This is a genomic window from Alistipes sp. An116 (genome assembly GCF_002161005.1).
In the GTDB taxonomy this organism is placed as follows: Bacteria; Bacteroidota; Bacteroidia; order Bacteroidales; family Rikenellaceae; genus Alistipes; species Alistipes megaguti.
The window spans coordinates 36,670-53,108 of sequence record NZ_NFLR01000001.1 but is presented as its reverse complement, the minus strand read 5'-3'; the positions used below and the strand labels follow the sequence as shown (position 1 = coordinate 53,108).

The window sequence follows — 16,439 nt, the reverse complement described above, 5'->3', positions numbered from 1 at the left end:
AAACCGCTTGAACCATGCCACGCCCTGCCACACATACCCATTCAATCGCCGATCCTGCCCGGGAGAGCCGCGAGGAGGTTTTCTACCGCGAAATCCGCCCCGCCGACCTCTCGCACGGAGCGATGCGCCTTGAGCGGGGCTTCCTCTTCGGAATGGTCACAAACGGCACACTCCGCGAGGAGGACTCGTCGGGTGAGCGGACGCTGGAAAAGGGCGATCTGCTCATCCTGACACCGAGCCGCAGCTGTACGCTGCAATCCGCCGGCGGAGATTTCCGGATGGTCGGCATCGGCCTGGATCCCGACTTTTTCGACACGCTGCCCGACGGACAGCCGATGTACAGCCAGCTGGCCCGGTATCCCGATCCGAACGGAGCCATTCGCCTGCGACCGGAGGAGGCGGCGTGGCGCCATCTGCTCCGCACGGCGGAACTGCTGGCCGACCGGCCCTCGCCCTACACCCTCTTCCACCGGGGAATCCTCCGCCACTGGTGCGGGCTCTTCCTGCTCGAGATCACGGACATGCTGCACCGCGACAACGAATCGAACCGCACGCCGGTCTGCATGAAACGGGCCGACCTGCTCTTCCGCCAGTTCAAGAAGCTCTCGGTCGAAAACTACCTCGGCCACCACGACATCGGATTCTACGCCGATGCGCTGCACATCTCGACCACCTACCTCTCGCGGATCGTCAAACGTACCACCGGCCACACGGTCTATGCCCATCTGGCGGGGTTGCTGGCGGCCGAGGCACGGCGCTGTCTGGAGAGTACGGACAAGGATGTCAAGGAGATCGCCTATCGGCTGGGGTTTTCGGATCAGTCCTCGTTCGGGAAATTCTTCAAGGCGCAGAGCGGGCTCTCACCGCACCACTATCGCCAGCGTTTCGGACGGGGAGGCGACGACCGGGACGGCGGCAGCCCGCCGGGAAGCCGAGTCCTCCCCCGCCGAGACCGATCTCACAAAATAAACCCGGGCGAATCCATCACCCGGGAAAGACCAATCTATTAATAAAAGAAAAGAGGAATCCGGCGCCACGGCCGCGAACCGTCAGACAAAGAGTGCCGAGAACTCCGGAAGCGACATCTTCCGCACCTGACAGTCTCCGATTCCGACGGGCAGCACGATGCGCAGCATCCCCTCGGCGTTCTTCTTGTCCTTGCCGACCTCCTTGAGCAGGCGTTTCATCTCGACCGGCGGCGTGAGTTCGAAACCCAGCCGCGAAAGCAGATCGACGATCCGCTGCCGATCCTCCTCGCCGAGCACCCCCAACCGTACGGCGGCCCCGGCAATCAGTGCCGTTCCGACGGCTACGGCCTCACCGTGGTTCATGCGGTTCGAGGACTTCTCGATGGCGTGCGCCAGCGTATGGCCGAGGTTGAGTTTGCGGCGTTCGCCCGCTTCGCGTTCGTCGCGTTCGACGATGTCGGCCTTGACCCGGATGGCCGCCGAGATGATGTCGGAGAGCAGGTCCGTATCCTGACGCAGCGCCTCGAACGAGGTCTGCTCCAGACGGGCAAACAGCTCCGGATCGGCAATGACGGCTGCCTTGACCACTTCGGCCAGTCCGGCGCGGAACTCACGGTCGGGGAGCGAACGCAGCAACGAGGGGTCGCAGATGACGAACTGCGGCTGGGTGAAGGTTCCGGCCATGTTCTTGTAGCCGTCGACATTGACGCCGTTCTTGCCGCCTACCGAGGCGTCGACCTGTCCCAGAAGGGTTGTGGAGACAAATCCGAACTTCACCCCGCGCATGTAGGTCGAGGCGGCAAAACCCGCCACGTCGGTGACAATGCCGCCGCCGATGGCCAGTACGAAGGTCGAACGGTCGACGCCCAGCTCGATGAAGCGGCGGTAGAGGGTCTCGACCGTCTGCAGCGTCTTGATGCTTTCGCCCAAACCGATGAGCACCGCATCGTAAGGGGCCACGAACGAGTGGTAGAGCCGGTCGATCGTGGCATCCGAAACGACGACCACTCGCCCCTCGGGAAGAAGTTCGGGGAGCAACTCGACGGCCGAACCGATATATACCTGACTGCTGCGAAGGTTAAAAGCGGGTTCCATTATTTAACTTTTTTAAGAAGTAAGCAAATGTAGTACATTTTCCGGAGAAATTGTTACCTTTGCACGACAAAATACAGATTTATGCAAAAACTGCGCAATATCGCGATCATAGCCCACGTCGACCACGGCAAGACGACGCTGGTCGACAAGATGATCCTGGCAGGCCACGTGCTGCGTGACAACCAGCAGACGGGCGACCTGATTCTGGACAACAACGACCTGGAGCGCGAACGGGGAATCACGATTCTCTCAAAGAACGTTTCGGTGATCTACAAGGACTACAAGATCAACATCATCGACACCCCGGGCCACGCCGATTTCGGCGGCGAAGTGGAGCGCGTGCTCAACATGTGCGACGGTGTGCTGCTGCTGGTCGACGCCTTCGAAGGGACGATGCCCCAGACGCGGTTCGTGTTGCAGAAGGCCCTGGCGCTGGGCAAGAAGCCCATCGTGGTGATCAACAAGGTGGACAAGCCCAACTGCCGCCCCGAAGTGGTCAACGAACAGGTCTTTGACCTGATGTTCTCGCTCAACGCCACCGAGGAGCAGCTCGACTACAAGACCATCTACGGCTCGGCCAAGCAGGGGTGGATGTCGCACAAGTGGAACGAACGCACCAATTCGATCGTCCCGCTGCTCGATACGATCATCGACGAGATCCCCGAACCGGCCCAGGTCGAGGGTACGCCGCAGCTGCTGATCACCTCGCTCGAGTACTCTTCCTACACGGGGCGTATCGCTGTGGGCAAGCTCACGCGCGGCACGCTGCACGCCGGCGAGAACGTCACGCTGGCCAAGCGCGACGGCGTGACGATGCAGAAGTGCAAGATCAAGGATCTGATGGTCTTCGAGGGGTTGGGCAAGAAGAAGGTCGACGAGGTTCCGTGCGGCGAGATCTGCGCCATCATGGGTATCGACGGCTTCGAGATCGGCGACACGATCTGCGACTACGACAACCCCGAGCCGCTGCCCCCGATCGCCATCGACGAACCGACGATGTCGATGCTCTTCACGATCAACAACTCGCCCTTCTTCGGCAAGGACGGCAAATATGTCACCTCACGCCACATCAAGGAGCGTCTGGACCGCGAGCTGGAGAAGAACCTGGCGCTGCGCGTGACGCCCGGTCCGTCGGCCGATTCGTTCAACGTCTTCGGCCGCGGCGTGCTGCACCTCTCGGTGCTGATCGAGACGATGCGCCGCGAGGGCTACGAACTGCAGGTCGGCCAGCCGCAGGTCATCACCAAGATCATCGACGGCAAGAAGTGCGAACCGGTCGAGGAGCTGACGGTCGACTGTCCCGAGGAGCACTCCGGCACGGTGATCGACATGACGACGCGCCGCAAGGGTACGCTGCGTGACATGTCTTCGGACGGCGAACGCGTGCGGCTGCTGTTCGACATTCCGTCGCGCGGCATCATCGGACTGCGTTCGAACATGCTGACGGCTACGGCCGGCGAGGCGATCATGACCCACCGCTTCAAGGATTTCGAGCCCTGGGCCGGCGACATCGAGATGCGCACCAACGGTTCGATCATCTCGGGCGAGACCGGCACGGCCTACGCCTACTCGATCGACAAGCTGCAGGATCGCGGCCGCTTCTTCATCAGCCCGATGGATCAGGTCTACGAAGGTCAGGTCATCGGCGAGCACACGCGCCAGAACGACATCACGGTCAACGTCACCAAGGCCAAACAGCTGACCAACATGCGTGCTTCGGGGTCGGACGACAAGGCGGTGATCGTTCCGCCGAAGGTCTTCACGCTGGAGGAGGCCCTCGAATACATCAAGGAGGACGAATACGTCGAGGTAACGCCCCACGCCATCCGTCTGCGCAAGATCCTGCTCCACGAAACCGACCGCAAGCGCGCCGCCAAATAACCCGGAGCCGGAGACTGAAAGCTGCAAGCCGAAAACCCGATTGCAAAGATACCTCACGATGAATCACTTCACCCTGTCACTGGCCGCAGGAGCCATTGCCGGAGCCCTGGTCGTCATTCCGATGATCTTCCAGCGATTCTCGGCGCGCAGCTGCATCGCCTCGTTTCTGATCTACCTCTTCGCCGGGGTGATCATTTTCTACGGCAACCTGCCCTACCTGCCCTGGTGGGCCGACGGCATGGGCATAACGGTCATGCTGACCGTGCCGACGCTCTTCACCGCCTCGGGCAAGGAGCAGAAGTCGATTCCGCTGATTCTGTTCAATGCCCTGCTCTTCGGATTTCTCCTGAGCATGGCCGAACACTATCTGGCCTGACCGGGAGCCGAGAGGGGGGGGGCAGCCTGACCCGGGAGGAGAGCATGAGCCGGAAGGAGCGGCGCGAAACGGGAGAAGCGGCGCGAAACCACACCCATACACAAAAAAAACGGACTTCGGTCCGTTTTTTTGTTTGCCATCCGGCGCAGTATTGCAGTCCGACAACCGTTTATAGGATAACTTTACACCTAAACCACCAAACGACTATGAAAAAATGGCTGCTTCTGCTGATGACGCCTCTCGTATTGGGCGCCTGCGACAAGGACGACACATCGCGCACCGAAATCTGGACCATTGCCCCCGAAAAGGGCGTGGCAGGCATCACCATGGGCTTCGGTTACATACCGGCCTACATCGTCCAAAAAGGGGCCAGCGCCTCATGGGAGATCGTTCCCGGTCCCATCGAAGGCTTCTCGTTCGAGGAGGGCTGGCAGACGACCCTGCGCGTACGAATCGACCGGATCGCCAACCCGCCGGCCGACGGCAGCAGTGAACGCTATACGATGGAGGAGCAGCTCGCTCGCACAGAAACCACATCTCCCGTCGATCCGCTGACCTTCAGCCCCGAACTGGAGATCCGCGTCGCCTCGCGGCGGGCCGATGCGCAGATAGCCGCCTACTGGATCCAGGACCTGCGCTACGACACGCCGCAATGGCAGGCCTTTCCGTCGGAGATCGAGGGTTTCGACTTCAAGCCCGGACACGAATACCGCCTGCGCATCCAGCCTGTCGCCGTGTATGACGAAGCGAAAAGCGACCGGATCGACAACGATTCGTGGTCGGTGAAATACCGTTTGCGGGAGCTGCTCTCCGACGAGGTGAAGGAGTCCGAAGGGCTGCCGGAATAGAAGGACCGCAGGAATAGAAGCGCAGAACGAAAAGGGCTCGGAGCGCGGCCGACGGTTCCGGACGCGCCTCCTACCGGCGCAGCGTAGCAAACGAAAGGATGTGCCACGTCACCCCGACGGCCACGGCCAGCAGCAGGAGCTGCGCCCACCACAGCCGGTCGACCACCGCCACGATGCAATAGAGCAGCGTGGCCCAGAGCAGCGCAACGGAGATCACCTTGGCTCGGAGCGGAATGGCGCGGTGCTCGCGGAACTGGCGGATGTAGGGTCCCAGCCGGCGATGCGAGACCAGCCAGCCGTAGAGCCGCGGCGAAGAGCGTACCCAGAGGGCTGCGGCCAACAGCAGAAAGGGGGTCGTCGGAAGCAGCGGAACGAAGATTCCGACCAGTCCCAACACAAGGGCCACGGCACCGAGGAGCATGAAAAGTGTCTTCACGCCGCAAAAATAGGTAAATCCGACGCTTTGAAACAAGGCCGAGACGAATATTTCGTTAACTTTGTCTTCCGAAACGAAGTCGGAGACGACAAAAACCTCAAAAACACAGGATACGATGACGAAAATCGGTATCGCCAGCGACCACGCCGGCTATGAAATGAAAGAATTTCTCGTAGGCTACCTCGACGCCATGGGTTACGAGGTGCTGGATTTCGGAACGGACTCTCCCGAGAGTGTCGACTATCCGGACTTTGCCCACCCGCTGGCCGAGGCTGTCGAGCAGGGAGAAGTGGCCTTCGGCGTGGGTCTCTGCGGCTCGGGCGAAGGGATGGCCATCACGCTCAACAAACACCAGGGAGTCCGTGCCGGGTTGTGCTGGGATCCGGAGATCGCCTCGCTGATCCGCCGTCACAACGACGCCAACATCATCGTCTTTCCGGCGCGCTTCATCACCAACGACGAGGCGGTGCAGATGCTCGACGCCTTCTTTGCGGCCGAGTTCGAGGGAGGCCGCCACGCAAAGCGGGTTGCCAAGATTCCGGTTCCTGCCGCCCAGAGCAACGAGAGCAAAAAATAGCCCAAAGGGGTTGCAGGACATCTGCCGGGAGCCGACGGGGCCGACAAGGCAAGATCGGGGCAAGACCGGGACAAGCGGATTCCCGGAAGGCCGGAGGGTTTCGGCTCCGACCGGATCAGAGTTGGAAGACAAAGGGCGAGAGAGCACGCAGCTCCTCGCCTTTTTCGTGCCCGGCGAAGAGGCCGAAGACGGCCGAACCGCTTCCCGACATCGAAGCGTAGAGCGCCCCCTCTGCAAGAAGCCGCTCCTTGACAGCGCGAATGGCGGGATGGGCGGCAAAGACCGACTCCTCGAAGTCGTTGGTCACCAACCCCTGCCACTCGGTTACCGGGCGCCGCAACCGCTCGGCAAGCGGCACGTCCGGCACCCGCGGCCGCACGCCGGCATAGGCCTCGCGCGTCGAGACCCCCTCGTCGGGCTTCACCACCACGAGCGTCAGCCCCGACAGATCCAGCGGGAAGGGGATCATCACCTCACCGCGGCCCGTGCACAACTGCGGGGTGTTCCGCACGAAGAAGGCCGTATCGCTGCCCAGCTCGGCGGCCCGGTCGATGAGCTCCGCCTCCGAAAGGCCGAGCGCAAAGAGCCGGTCGAGCGCCACAACCACCGCCGTGGCATCAGCCGATCCACCGCCCAGCCCCGCACCGAAGGGCACGTGCTTCGCGAGGCGGATCCGCACGCCGTCCACACCGTAGCGGTCGCGCATCAGACGAAAAGCCTTCAGACAGAGGTTCGCCTCGTCGGGACAATCCACCGCGAGCCCCTCGGAACGAAACACGGCTCCCGGAGCGTCGGTGCGTTCAACCTCCACCTCATCGTAAAGCCCCCGCACGGGAAACATCACCGTCTCCAGATCGTGATAACCGTCGGCCCGGCGGCGGAGGATATCCAGGCCCAGGTTTATTTTGCAGTTTGCGCGCAGAATCATGCACCAAAGATACGAAAAGGCAGACGCAAAACAGCGCATGCGCCCGATATTTTCACCCGATGCATCCGGTTTTCCGAAAAGCAACAAATTTCGTATTTTTACGGCATGAAATTCCGCACCGAAATCGAGCCCCTGCACACCGATCTGACGATCGGCTATCGCAACCACATTCTGAGCCTCGGGTCGTGCTTCGCCACACAGATGGCCGAACGGCTCGAAGCGGCGAAATTCCCCGTCGTGAAGAACCCCTCGGGCATCCTCTTCAACCCGCTGTCGATCGCCGGGGCGATCCGCAGCTATGCCGCACGGCAGCCCGTCACCCGCGAAGAGCTGGGCTTCGACGGCGAACTCTGGTACCACTTCGACTTCCACGGCGACCTCTCGGCCCCGACCCCCGACGAGGCCCTGCAGCGCATGAACCGCGCCCGGCAGCTGGGCGCCGAGGCGCTCCGCCGCTCCGACCGCGTGATCCTGACCTTCGGCACGGCCTGGGTCTACGAACACCGGGGGCGCGTGGTAGCCAACTGCCACCGGCAGCCGGCATCGGAATTCACGAGACGGCGACTAAGCGTCGAGGAGATTGTCGGCACCCTTGCCGAACTCTTCGACGGACCGCTGGCCGGCAAGCGGATCCTGCTGACGGTGAGTCCCGTGCGGCACCTGGGCGACGGGCTTTCGGGGAATGCCGCGAGCAAGGCCACGCTGCGGGTGGCGGTCGAGGAGCTCACCGAACGCTTTCCGCAGGCACTCTACTTCCCCGCCTTCGAGATCCTGACGGACGACCTGCGCGACTACCGTTTCTATGCCGACGATCTGGTCCACCCCGCGCCGAAGGCCGTCGACTACCTCTGGGAACGTTTCACCGAGGCGCTGCTCGACGACGAGGCCCGGCGGCTGCTCCCCGAGGTCGAGTCGATCGTTGCGGCGGCGGCCCACCGCCCCCGCAACCCCCGCGGCGAAGCCCACCGCGCCTTCTGCCGCCGCCAGCTCGAACGGATCGCCGCCCTCCCCGGGCTCGATTTTCGGACCGAAAGCGCGCTTTTCAGACAATGTATCGAAATAAATTCGTAAATTTGCGCTCATACGAACCGCAACCATGAACAAGCGTCTTATTCTGCTCGCCATAGCCGCCCTGACGGCCTTCGCACCCGCCGCCGCACAGCCCCGTCTGATCGTTCAGATCGTCGTCGGATCGATGCGCGCCGGCGATCTGGACCGCTACGCCGTCAATTTCGACGAGGACGGATTCCTCCGTCTTACGGAACGCGGCACGGTCTATTCGGATGCCCGCTACGACTACCTGCAGACCACGACCCCCGTCTCGCTGGCCACGCTCGTCACCGGAGCCATGCCCTCGACCCACGGCGTGATCGGCCCCCGCTGGGTCGACTACACCACCAACCGCACGGTCAGCCTGATCGACGGCCGCCGCGGCCCCGGAGCCTACCACCGCATCGCCCCGACGCTGGCCGAGACGCTCCTCGACCAGTCTCCCGAGAGCCAGGCCGTGACGATTGCCGCCGAAGCCATGTCGGCCGTCGTGATGGCCGGACGCGGCGGCGAAGTCTTCTGGCTCGACTCCACGCGCTGCGACTGGGTCTCGTCGCCCTATTACACCGAGCAGCTTCCCGAATGGATCGAGCGCAGCAACCGCGAACGCTACAACCTCTCCTACATCGGTCTCGAATGGCGGTCGCTGCTCGAAAAGAGCCGCTATCTGAACACCCGTCAGCACGACATCGTCCTCTTGGGCCGCAACAAAAAGGAGGACACCAACGGACAAGGGCGTCTGAAACTGACAAGCGACTACGAACGGCTGCTCTACACGCCGGCCGGGAATACCGCCGTGCTGGGGCTGGCCAAACAGGCTATCGCCCAATACCGTCTGGGCGCCGACCGGACGCCCGACCTGCTGAACATCTGCCTCGACTCGCCGCGCCGCATCGCCGAGGCCTACGGTCCCGAGTCGATCGAGGTCGAGGACATGTACTACCGGCTGGACCGCGATCTGGCCGACTTCCTGACCTTCCTCTTCGCACAGGTCAAGGATGGAAACGTGCTGGTGGTCGTCACCTCCGACCACGGCACAAGCCCCTCGTACGACGCCGGGCAGCAGGAGGCCGAACGCTTCAACAGCCGCCAGTTCGAGGTGATTGTCAACGGCTTTCTGAACGTCCGCTACGGCACGGGCGACTGGGTGGTGGCCTACGGCGACAAGTCGCTCTGGCTGAACCACAACCTCATCTACGAACGCGGACTGAATCTGGCCGAGGTGCAGAACGAGGTGGCCATCTTCGCCATGCAGTTCAGCGGCGTGTCGCACGCTCTGGCCGCCACGGCCATGCGCACGAGCTACTTCGGCAGCGGATACGCCCGCAAGATGCAGAACAGCTTCTACCCGCGCCGTTCGGGCGACGTGATTCTCAACCTGATGCCCGGCTGGATCGAGGAGCAGGAGCGCTGCTGGTCGATGTCGGGCTCGATGTACGGCTACGACACCGAGGTGCCGCTGATCTTCTACGGACAGGGGGCCGGACCGCTGCGCGTCAACCGCCGCGTGGAGATGACCGCCGTGACCCCGACACTGGCCCGCGTGGCCGGTGTGCGCGAACCCGCCGCCGCGGAGGGCACGGCCCTCGAAGAGATCGTCGACCTGTAAGGGCCGGCGTACGGATGGCTGCGAAAATGACGTTAAATACCATACGAACATGGACAAGATACAGGAGGAAATCATCGAGGAGTTCTCGGTTTTCGACGACTGGCTCGACAAATACGACTATCTGATCGGTCTGAGCGAGACGCTCCCCCCGATCGCCCCGGAACACCGCACCGAACAGTACCTCATTCAGGGGTGCCAGTCGCGGGTGTGGGTCGACGCCCGGCTGGAAAACGGCCGCGTCTACTACTCGGCCGACAGCGACGCCATAATAACCAAGGGGATTATCGCGTTACTGATCCGGGTGCTCAACGGCCGGACCCCGAAGGAGATCCTCGATACGGAGCTCTACTTCGTCGACCGCATCGGTCTGAGCGCCAACCTCTCGCCCACACGGGCCAACGGACTGGTGGCGATGATCAAGCAGATGAGACTCTACGCCCTGGCCTTCGAGACCAAGGTCGAGGCCGAAGAGAAAGAAGAGAAAGAAGAGAAAACGAAAACGGAAAACAGCGGCAACGGGGCGAACTGACCGCCCCGGCAGGCTAAATGGCCCGGCCGGCAGGATGTGCAGGTGCGAAGAGGCCGATGCTGCCGCACGACCGGCACGAAACAGGATGGAAACACAGAAAACAATGACTCCCGAAGAGATTCTTGAGGTTGAAAAGGAGATCGTCGCGACGCTCAAGAACATATACGACCCGGAAATCCCGGTCAACATCTACGATCTCGGTCTGGTCTACGAAATCGACTACACGCCCGACGGCGTGGCCACGATCCGCATGACCCTCACCGCCCCCAACTGCCCGATGGCCGACATGCTCGTCGAGGATGTCAACCAGCAGGTCGCCAAGGTCAAGGGCGTCAAGTCGGTGAACGTCATCCTCACGTTCGACCCCGTGTGGGACAAGAGCATGATGTCCGAGGAGGCGCTGCTGGAACTCAACATGCTGTAGGAATGGCGGAGGCTAAGGGTGCAAACACGGAGCAGAGGTCCCGCACGATCGAACGGCTCGAAGCCCGGGCCGGCGAACACGCCTGCGGCGGATTCCTCGCGGCACTCGACGATCTGCAGCGCACGGAGCTCTTCACGACGCTGATCTTCGACCGGCTGCAACGCAAGATGCGCACCGTCGAGGCTCTGCGCCGCGAGGCCGCCGACAACTGGAACCAGACCTTCTACCTGCTCTACTTCCGCACGCTGGGCGACCGCCGCAACCAGGAGGCCTATCTCGAACTGGCGCGGAGGGTCCCCTACCGTGTCGTGTTGCGCGAACGTCGGGTGCCCCACGCCATCGAGGCGATGCTCTTCGGCGCCTCGGGACTGCTCGACCTCTACCGCAACGACGAATATACGCTCAATCTGCGCCGCAACTTCGAACACCTGGCGGCCAAATACGATATCCGCCCGATGAAGGCCGCAGTGTGGGAACTCGCCGAAATCCGTCCGGCCAACCACCCCGTGCTGCGGCTGGCGCAGGCCGCGGAGTTCTTCGCCCAGGACGAATTCGTCATGGACCGCACGATGGCCTGCCGCAGCGAGGAGGATGTCCGCCGTCTGTTCGGTATCGAAGCCGCCGACTACTGGCGCACCCACTTCGTCCCCGCTGCCGAAAGCGACTCGCGGCCCAAGCGCATCGGCGCCTTCAAGGCCAACATCATCGGCATCAATCTGGTCGTCGTGCTGCAGTTCGCCTACGGCAGCTTCATGGCCAACGAACGATTGCGCGACAGCGCCCTCTCGCTGCTCGAAAGACTCCCGGCCGAGGACAACCGCTACATGCGTGACTGGGCGGCAGCCGGCGTGCGCCCACGCAACGCCTTCGAAAGTCAGGCCCTGCTGCAACTCGCGACCGAATACTGTCCGGAGCGGCGCTGCGCGGAGTGTCCCGTCGGACGCCGGATCGCAAAATCGATCCCGGAAATGCAATAGCTCCCCAAAAAGAGTAACTTTGCCGGAAACCGCTCACAGCCCAAGAGCGCACAACCCTTCCCGCCATGGAAAACAGCTCCAAACGCCCCCTGATCAGCGTTGTCATGCCGCTCTACAACGCAGAGCGATTCGTCGGCGAAAGCATCGAAAGCCTGATGGCTCAGACGCTCTCCGATTTCGAACTGATCGTCATCGACGACTGCTCAACCGACGGCTCGGCGGCCGTGGTCGAGCAGCTCCAGCGACGCGACCCGCGGATCGTCCTGCTGCGCAACGAACACAATGCCGGTGCGGCCGAAACCCGGAATCACGGAATGGATGCGGCCCGCGGCGAATTCATCGCCTTCCTCGATGCCGACGACATCTGCGTTCCGAGGCGTTTCGAAAAGCAGATCGCCTTTCTGAAAGCCCACCCCGAAGTGGATGTCTGCGGCAGCTACTATTTGATTTTCAACGACCGTGACGGTCGCAATCACGGCCATTACGGCCATCTTCCGCTCACCCCGGAGGAGATTCGCTGCCAAGTCTTCTTTCTCAATCCGCTGGGCATGTCCACCATCATGCTGCGGGCCGATGCCCTCCGGAAAACCGGAATTCGGTTCCGGAACTGCGTCTGCGAAGACTACAAGCTGTGGGCCGATCTCTCGGACCGGCTCGCCATGGCCAACATCCCCGAGTGTCTGATCCTCTACCGCCAATGGGAGGAGCAGACTTCAGCCCGGCACCAGCAGCGTCAGGTGGAGAGTGCCCTGGAGATTCAACGCGAACTGCTCGCTCGAAGAACGGGCATCGTCCTCTCGGACGACGAAGCCCGAAGGCTGTCCCGCTTCGTCCACCAGCCCGAACTGGTCGAACGCGGCGACCTCCCCTTCTTCCGGCAATTCCTGTTCCGCTTCCACCATGCCTACCGACAACGGGAACCCTACAGGCCGAAACACTTCGAACGGATGCTGCGCAACCGCTTCATCTACTTCTACCGGCGTTTCAACCCTTCGTGGAAGGTCTGGCTGCAAAAGCGCCTCTTCCGGATCGCTCTGCTGTTCCATTGATCCGCCAAGCGGCATTCATCCGCCCGAAAACACCCCTCGGCACCCGTTTCCGAAGGCCCGACACACCCGCCAATCCCCATCCCGTGGAAAAGTTCGCGGGTTTGAGCTCCATTTTTTGCGTAATTCACGGAAAAATGCCTATCTTTGTAGGCTTTACAACCAAAACCCGAAAATCACGACAGACCGTATGGATATAGTTGCCAGCATCATCAAAGCCCTCTTCGGCTCGAAAGCCGACAAGGACCGCAAACTGATCGAGCCCTATCTGCAGAAGATCAAGGCCGTATACCCGTCGATCGAGGCCCTTTCGAACGACGAACTCCGCGCCCGCAGCGAGGATCTCAAAAAACAGATCGCCGACTACATCGCCCAGGACGAGGCCCGCATCGTCGAACTCAAGGCCCAGCTCGAAAAACCCGAAACGTCGCTCGAAGAGAAGGAGAAGATCTCCAAGGAGATCGACTCCACCACCAAGCGTATCGACGACCGCATCGAGGAGATCCTCGACCGCATCCTCCCCGAGGCCTTCGCTATCATGAAGGATACGGCACGACGCTTCGCCCAGAACGACACCGTCGTCGTCACGGCCAACGACTTCGACCGCGAACTCGCCGCTACGAAGGACTTCGTCACCATCGACGGCGACAAGGCCGTCTATGCCACCCACTGGATGGCCGGCGGCAACGACGTCAAGTGGGACATGATCCACTACGACGTCCAGCTCTTCGGCGGCGTGGTGCTCCATCAGGGCAAGATCGCCGAAATGGCAACGGGTGAAGGCAAAACCCTCGTGGCAACGCTCCCCGTATTCCTCAACGCCCTGGCCAAGAAGGGCGTGCACATGGTCACGGTGAACAACTATCTGGCCAAGCGTGACTCCGAATGGATGGGCCCGATGTACGAGTTCCACGGACTGTCGGTCGCCTGCATCGACGACACGCAGCCCAACTCCGAAGCCCGCCGCAAAGCCTACATGGCCGACATCACCTTCGGCACGAACAACGAGTACGGTTTCGACTACCTGCGCGACAACATGGCTTCGTCGCCCAAGGACCTCGTCCAGCGCAAGCACCACTTCGCCATCGTCGACGAGGTCGACTCCGTGCTGATCGACGACGCCCGTACGCCGCTCATCATCTCGGGCCCCGTTCCCAAGGGCGACGACCAGATGTTCGAGCAGTACAACCCCGCCATCGAACACCTCTACAACCTGCAGAAAAACCTCGTCACGCAGCTGCTGGCCGAGGCTCGGCAGCTGATCTCGGCCGGCAAGACCGACGAGGGCGGCATCAAGCTCTACCGCGCGCACAAGGGCCTTCCGAAATACAAGCCACTGATCAAGTACCTCTCCGAGCAGGGCGTCAAGGCGCTGATGCAGAAGACCGAGAACATCTACATGCAGGACAACAACCGCCGCATGCCCGAGATCACGGACGACCTCTTCTTCGTCATCGACGAGAAGCTCAATTCGGTCGAACTCACGGACAAGGGTCATGAGGTGCTCTCGAAATACTTCAACGAGGACGGCTTCTTCGTCCTGCCGGACATCGGCGCCGAGGTGGCCGAACTCGAAAAGAGCCAGCTCGAGCCCGATGAGAAGGCCAAAAAGCGCGACGAGGTGATCAACGACTACGCCATCAAGTCGGAGCGTGTCCACACAGTCAACCAGCTGCTCAAGGCCTATGCCATGTTCGAGAAGGACATCGAGTACGTGGTGATGGACAACAAGGTGAAGATCGTCGACGAGCAGACCGGCCGTATCCTCGAAGGACGCCGCTATTCGGACGGCCTGCACCAGGCCATCGAGGCCAAGGAGCACGTCAAGGTCGAGGCCGCCACGCAGACCTTCGCCACCATCACGCTGCAGAACTACTTCCGCATGTACCACAAGCTGGCCGGTATGACCGGTACGGCCGAAACCGAGGCCTCGGAGTTCTGGAGCATCTACAAACTCGACGTGGTGGTGATCCCGACGAACCGTCCCGTCATCCGCGACGACCGCCAGGACCTCATCTACAAAACCAAGCGCGAAAAGTACAACGCCGTCATCGAAGAGATCGTCCGCCTGGTCGGCGAGGGCCGTCCGGTGCTGGTCGGCACGACGTCGGTCGAGATCTCCGAACTGCTGAGCCGCATGCTCAAGCTGCGCGGAATCAAGCACAACGTCCTCAACGCCAAGCAGCACGCCCTGGAGGCTCAGGTCGTGGCCGAAGCCGGACGTTCGGGTCAGGTGACCATCGCCACCAACATGGCCGGCCGTGGTACCGACATCAAGCTCACGCCCGAAGTGAAGGAGGCCGGCGGTCTGGCCATCATCGGTACGGAGCGCCACGAAAGCCGCCGCGTCGACCGTCAGTTGAGAGGTCGTGCCGGACGTCAGGGCGACCCCGGATCGTCGCAGTTCTTCGTCTCGCTCGAAGATGACCTGATGCGTCTGTTCGGTTCGGGGCGGATCGCCACGATGATGGACCGCATGGGTCTGAAGGACGGCGAGGTGATCCAGTCCAAGATGATGACCAAGGCCATCGAGCGCGCCCAGAAGAAGGTCGAGGAGAACAACTTCGGCATCCGCAAGCGGCTGCTCGAGTACGACGACGTGATGAACTCACAGCGCGAGGTGATCTACACGCGCCGCCGCCACGCCCTCTACGGCGAGCGGATCGAAATCGACCTGAACAACATCATGTACGACTTCGCCGACAACTTCGTCGAGGAGAACCGCGGCATCGAATACGAGGATTTCCGCATGGAGCTGATCCGTCAGGTGGCCGTCGAGCTACCGATGGACGAGGCAACGTACAAGAATGCAAAAACCGCCGAACTGGTCGAGGCCATCGTCAAGGCCCTCAAGGAGGCCTACGCCCGCCGCGCCAAGGCTGTGGCCGACACCGTGCGTCCCGTCATGGAGCGCATCTATGAGGATCGCAAGGACCAGCTCGACTCGAACATCTACTTCCCGATCACGGACGGCCACCTCGGATACAACGTCCCGGTCAACCTGCGCCGGTGCAAGGAGTCGGACGGAGCCGAAATCTACAAGGTCTTCTCGAAGATCGTCATGTTCACGACCATCGACGATGCCTGGCGGGAGCATCTGCGCGAGATGGACGACCTGCGCCAGAGCGTGCAGAACGCTACCTACGAGCAGAAGGACCCGCTGCTGATCTACAAGTTCGAATCCTTCGGGCTCTTCTCGAAGATGCTCATCAAGGTCAACCGCGAGGTGCTCTCGATCCTCGACCGCGCCTACATCCCCGTGCGCGAGCAGAGCGCCGAGGAGGCCCAGCGGCTGCAGCAGGAGCGTGAGCGCCGGGCCAAGGTCGACGTCAACAAACTGCAGGCTTCGCGCATGCAGGCTGCCGCCCAGGCCGGCCAGCAGGAGCGTCAGAAGCCCATGCCGCTGCACGTCGAAAAGAAGGTCGGCCGCAACGATCCCTGCCCCTGCGGTTCGGGCAAGAAGTACAAGAACTGCCACGGCAAAGGACTCTAAGGGTTTTAAGAAAGCCCTCTATGGGGAGGGGGGGGGAAAAAAAAAAAGTGGCTTCGGTGGAGAGGCAACGGCAGCTGCCCTGCAACCCGAGGACTCCGGAAGTTCTCCCTTGGGAGATGGCAGTAGCTCGGGGAGGATCCGACCCGGACGCTGCCCTGCCAAGGAACCTCAAGCCTCCCTATGAAGGACGGCCACTGTGACG

The 16,439-nt window shown here is 61.9% G+C and carries 15 protein-coding genes; 12 read left to right on the top strand and 3 right to left on the bottom strand.

The features are described 5' to 3' along the window. Window positions 1-14: 14 nt before the first annotated feature. Window positions 15-1,010: an AraC family transcriptional regulator gene (locus B5E60_RS00225; protein ID WP_087308884.1), complete on the top strand. Its 996-nt coding sequence runs from the start codon at window positions 15-17 to the stop codon at window positions 1,008-1,010. Between the two features lie 39 nt (window positions 1,011-1,049). Here the strand turns inward: B5E60_RS00225 and aroB are convergent, their stop codons facing one another. Then, the gene (aroB, locus tag B5E60_RS00220) at window positions 1,050-2,063 is read right to left on the bottom strand and encodes a 3-dehydroquinate synthase (protein ID WP_087308883.1); all 1,014 of its coding nucleotides are present in this window, start codon (window positions 2,061-2,063) and stop codon (window positions 1,050-1,052) included. 81 nt (window positions 2,064-2,144) lie between these two features. Here aroB and typA point away from each other — a divergent pair, with 81 nt between their 5' ends. The 3 genes from typA (at window position 2,145) to B5E60_RS00205 (ending at window position 5,168) form a co-directional block, all read left to right on the top strand. Next, a complete protein-coding gene (typA, locus tag B5E60_RS00215) occupies window positions 2,145-3,944 on the top strand; it encodes a translational GTPase TypA (RefSeq protein ID WP_087308882.1) in 1,800 nt (599 codons plus the stop codon). 58 nt (window positions 3,945-4,002) lie between these two features. Continuing rightward, complete coding sequence (locus tag B5E60_RS00210; RefSeq protein WP_087308881.1) at window positions 4,003-4,320, top strand: hypothetical protein; 318 nt, start codon at window positions 4,003-4,005, stop codon at window positions 4,318-4,320. A 206-nt stretch (window positions 4,321-4,526) separates the two neighbouring features. Beyond that, a complete protein-coding gene (locus tag B5E60_RS00205) occupies window positions 4,527-5,168 on the top strand; it encodes a DUF4377 domain-containing protein (protein WP_087308880.1) in 642 nt (213 codons plus the stop codon). Between the two features lie 70 nt (window positions 5,169-5,238). Here the strand turns inward: B5E60_RS00205 and B5E60_RS00200 are convergent, their stop codons facing one another. Then, window positions 5,239-5,604: a YbaN family protein gene (locus B5E60_RS00200; protein WP_087308879.1), complete on the bottom strand. Its 366-nt coding sequence runs from the start codon at window positions 5,602-5,604 to the stop codon at window positions 5,239-5,241. A gap of 115 nt (window positions 5,605-5,719) precedes the next feature. Here B5E60_RS00200 and rpiB point away from each other — a divergent pair, with 115 nt between their 5' ends. Then, entirely contained in the window at window positions 5,720-6,181 is a 462-nt protein-coding gene (gene rpiB / locus B5E60_RS00195; RefSeq protein ID WP_087309069.1) for a ribose 5-phosphate isomerase B, read from the top strand. A 115-nt stretch (window positions 6,182-6,296) separates the two neighbouring features. Here the strand turns inward: rpiB and ispE are convergent, their stop codons facing one another. Next, window positions 6,297-7,109, bottom strand: a complete 813-nt coding sequence (gene ispE, locus B5E60_RS00190) for a 4-(cytidine 5'-diphospho)-2-C-methyl-D-erythritol kinase (RefSeq protein ID WP_087308878.1) — start codon at window positions 7,107-7,109, stop codon at window positions 6,297-6,299. Between the two features lie 105 nt (window positions 7,110-7,214). Between ispE and B5E60_RS00185 the strand changes: the two genes are divergently transcribed. The 7 genes from B5E60_RS00185 (at window position 7,215) to secA (ending at window position 16,237) form a co-directional block, all read left to right on the top strand. Then, window positions 7,215-8,180 (top strand): GSCFA domain-containing protein, encoded by a 966-nt coding sequence (locus B5E60_RS00185; protein ID WP_087308877.1) that lies wholly within the window; start codon window positions 7,215-7,217, stop codon window positions 8,178-8,180. 25 nt (window positions 8,181-8,205) lie between these two features. Beyond that, window positions 8,206-9,768 (top strand): alkaline phosphatase family protein, encoded by a 1,563-nt coding sequence (locus tag B5E60_RS00180; protein ID WP_087308876.1) that lies wholly within the window; start codon window positions 8,206-8,208, stop codon window positions 9,766-9,768. Between the two features lie 49 nt (window positions 9,769-9,817). Then, window positions 9,818-10,297 carry a SufE family protein gene (locus B5E60_RS00175; RefSeq protein WP_087308875.1) on the top strand — a complete coding sequence of 160 codons (480 nt, stop codon included), beginning with the start codon at window positions 9,818-9,820 and terminating at the stop codon, window positions 10,295-10,297. Window positions 10,298-10,400: 103 nt separating this feature from the next. After that, window positions 10,401-10,721: a metal-sulfur cluster assembly factor gene (locus tag B5E60_RS00170; protein WP_087309068.1), complete on the top strand. Its 321-nt coding sequence runs from the start codon at window positions 10,401-10,403 to the stop codon at window positions 10,719-10,721. A gap of 2 nt (window positions 10,722-10,723) precedes the next feature. Continuing rightward, window positions 10,724-11,698, top strand: coding sequence for a DUF2851 family protein (locus tag B5E60_RS00165; RefSeq protein WP_087308874.1), 975 nt, complete (start codon window positions 10,724-10,726; stop codon window positions 11,696-11,698). A gap of 65 nt (window positions 11,699-11,763) precedes the next feature. Then, window positions 11,764-12,747: a glycosyltransferase family 2 protein gene (locus tag B5E60_RS00160; protein ID WP_087308873.1), complete on the top strand. Its 984-nt coding sequence runs from the start codon at window positions 11,764-11,766 to the stop codon at window positions 12,745-12,747. A gap of 187 nt (window positions 12,748-12,934) precedes the next feature. After that, window positions 12,935-16,237, top strand: a complete 3,303-nt coding sequence (gene secA, locus B5E60_RS00155) for a preprotein translocase subunit SecA (RefSeq protein ID WP_087308872.1) — start codon at window positions 12,935-12,937, stop codon at window positions 16,235-16,237. The last annotated feature ends 202 nt before the right edge of the window (window positions 16,238-16,439 follow it).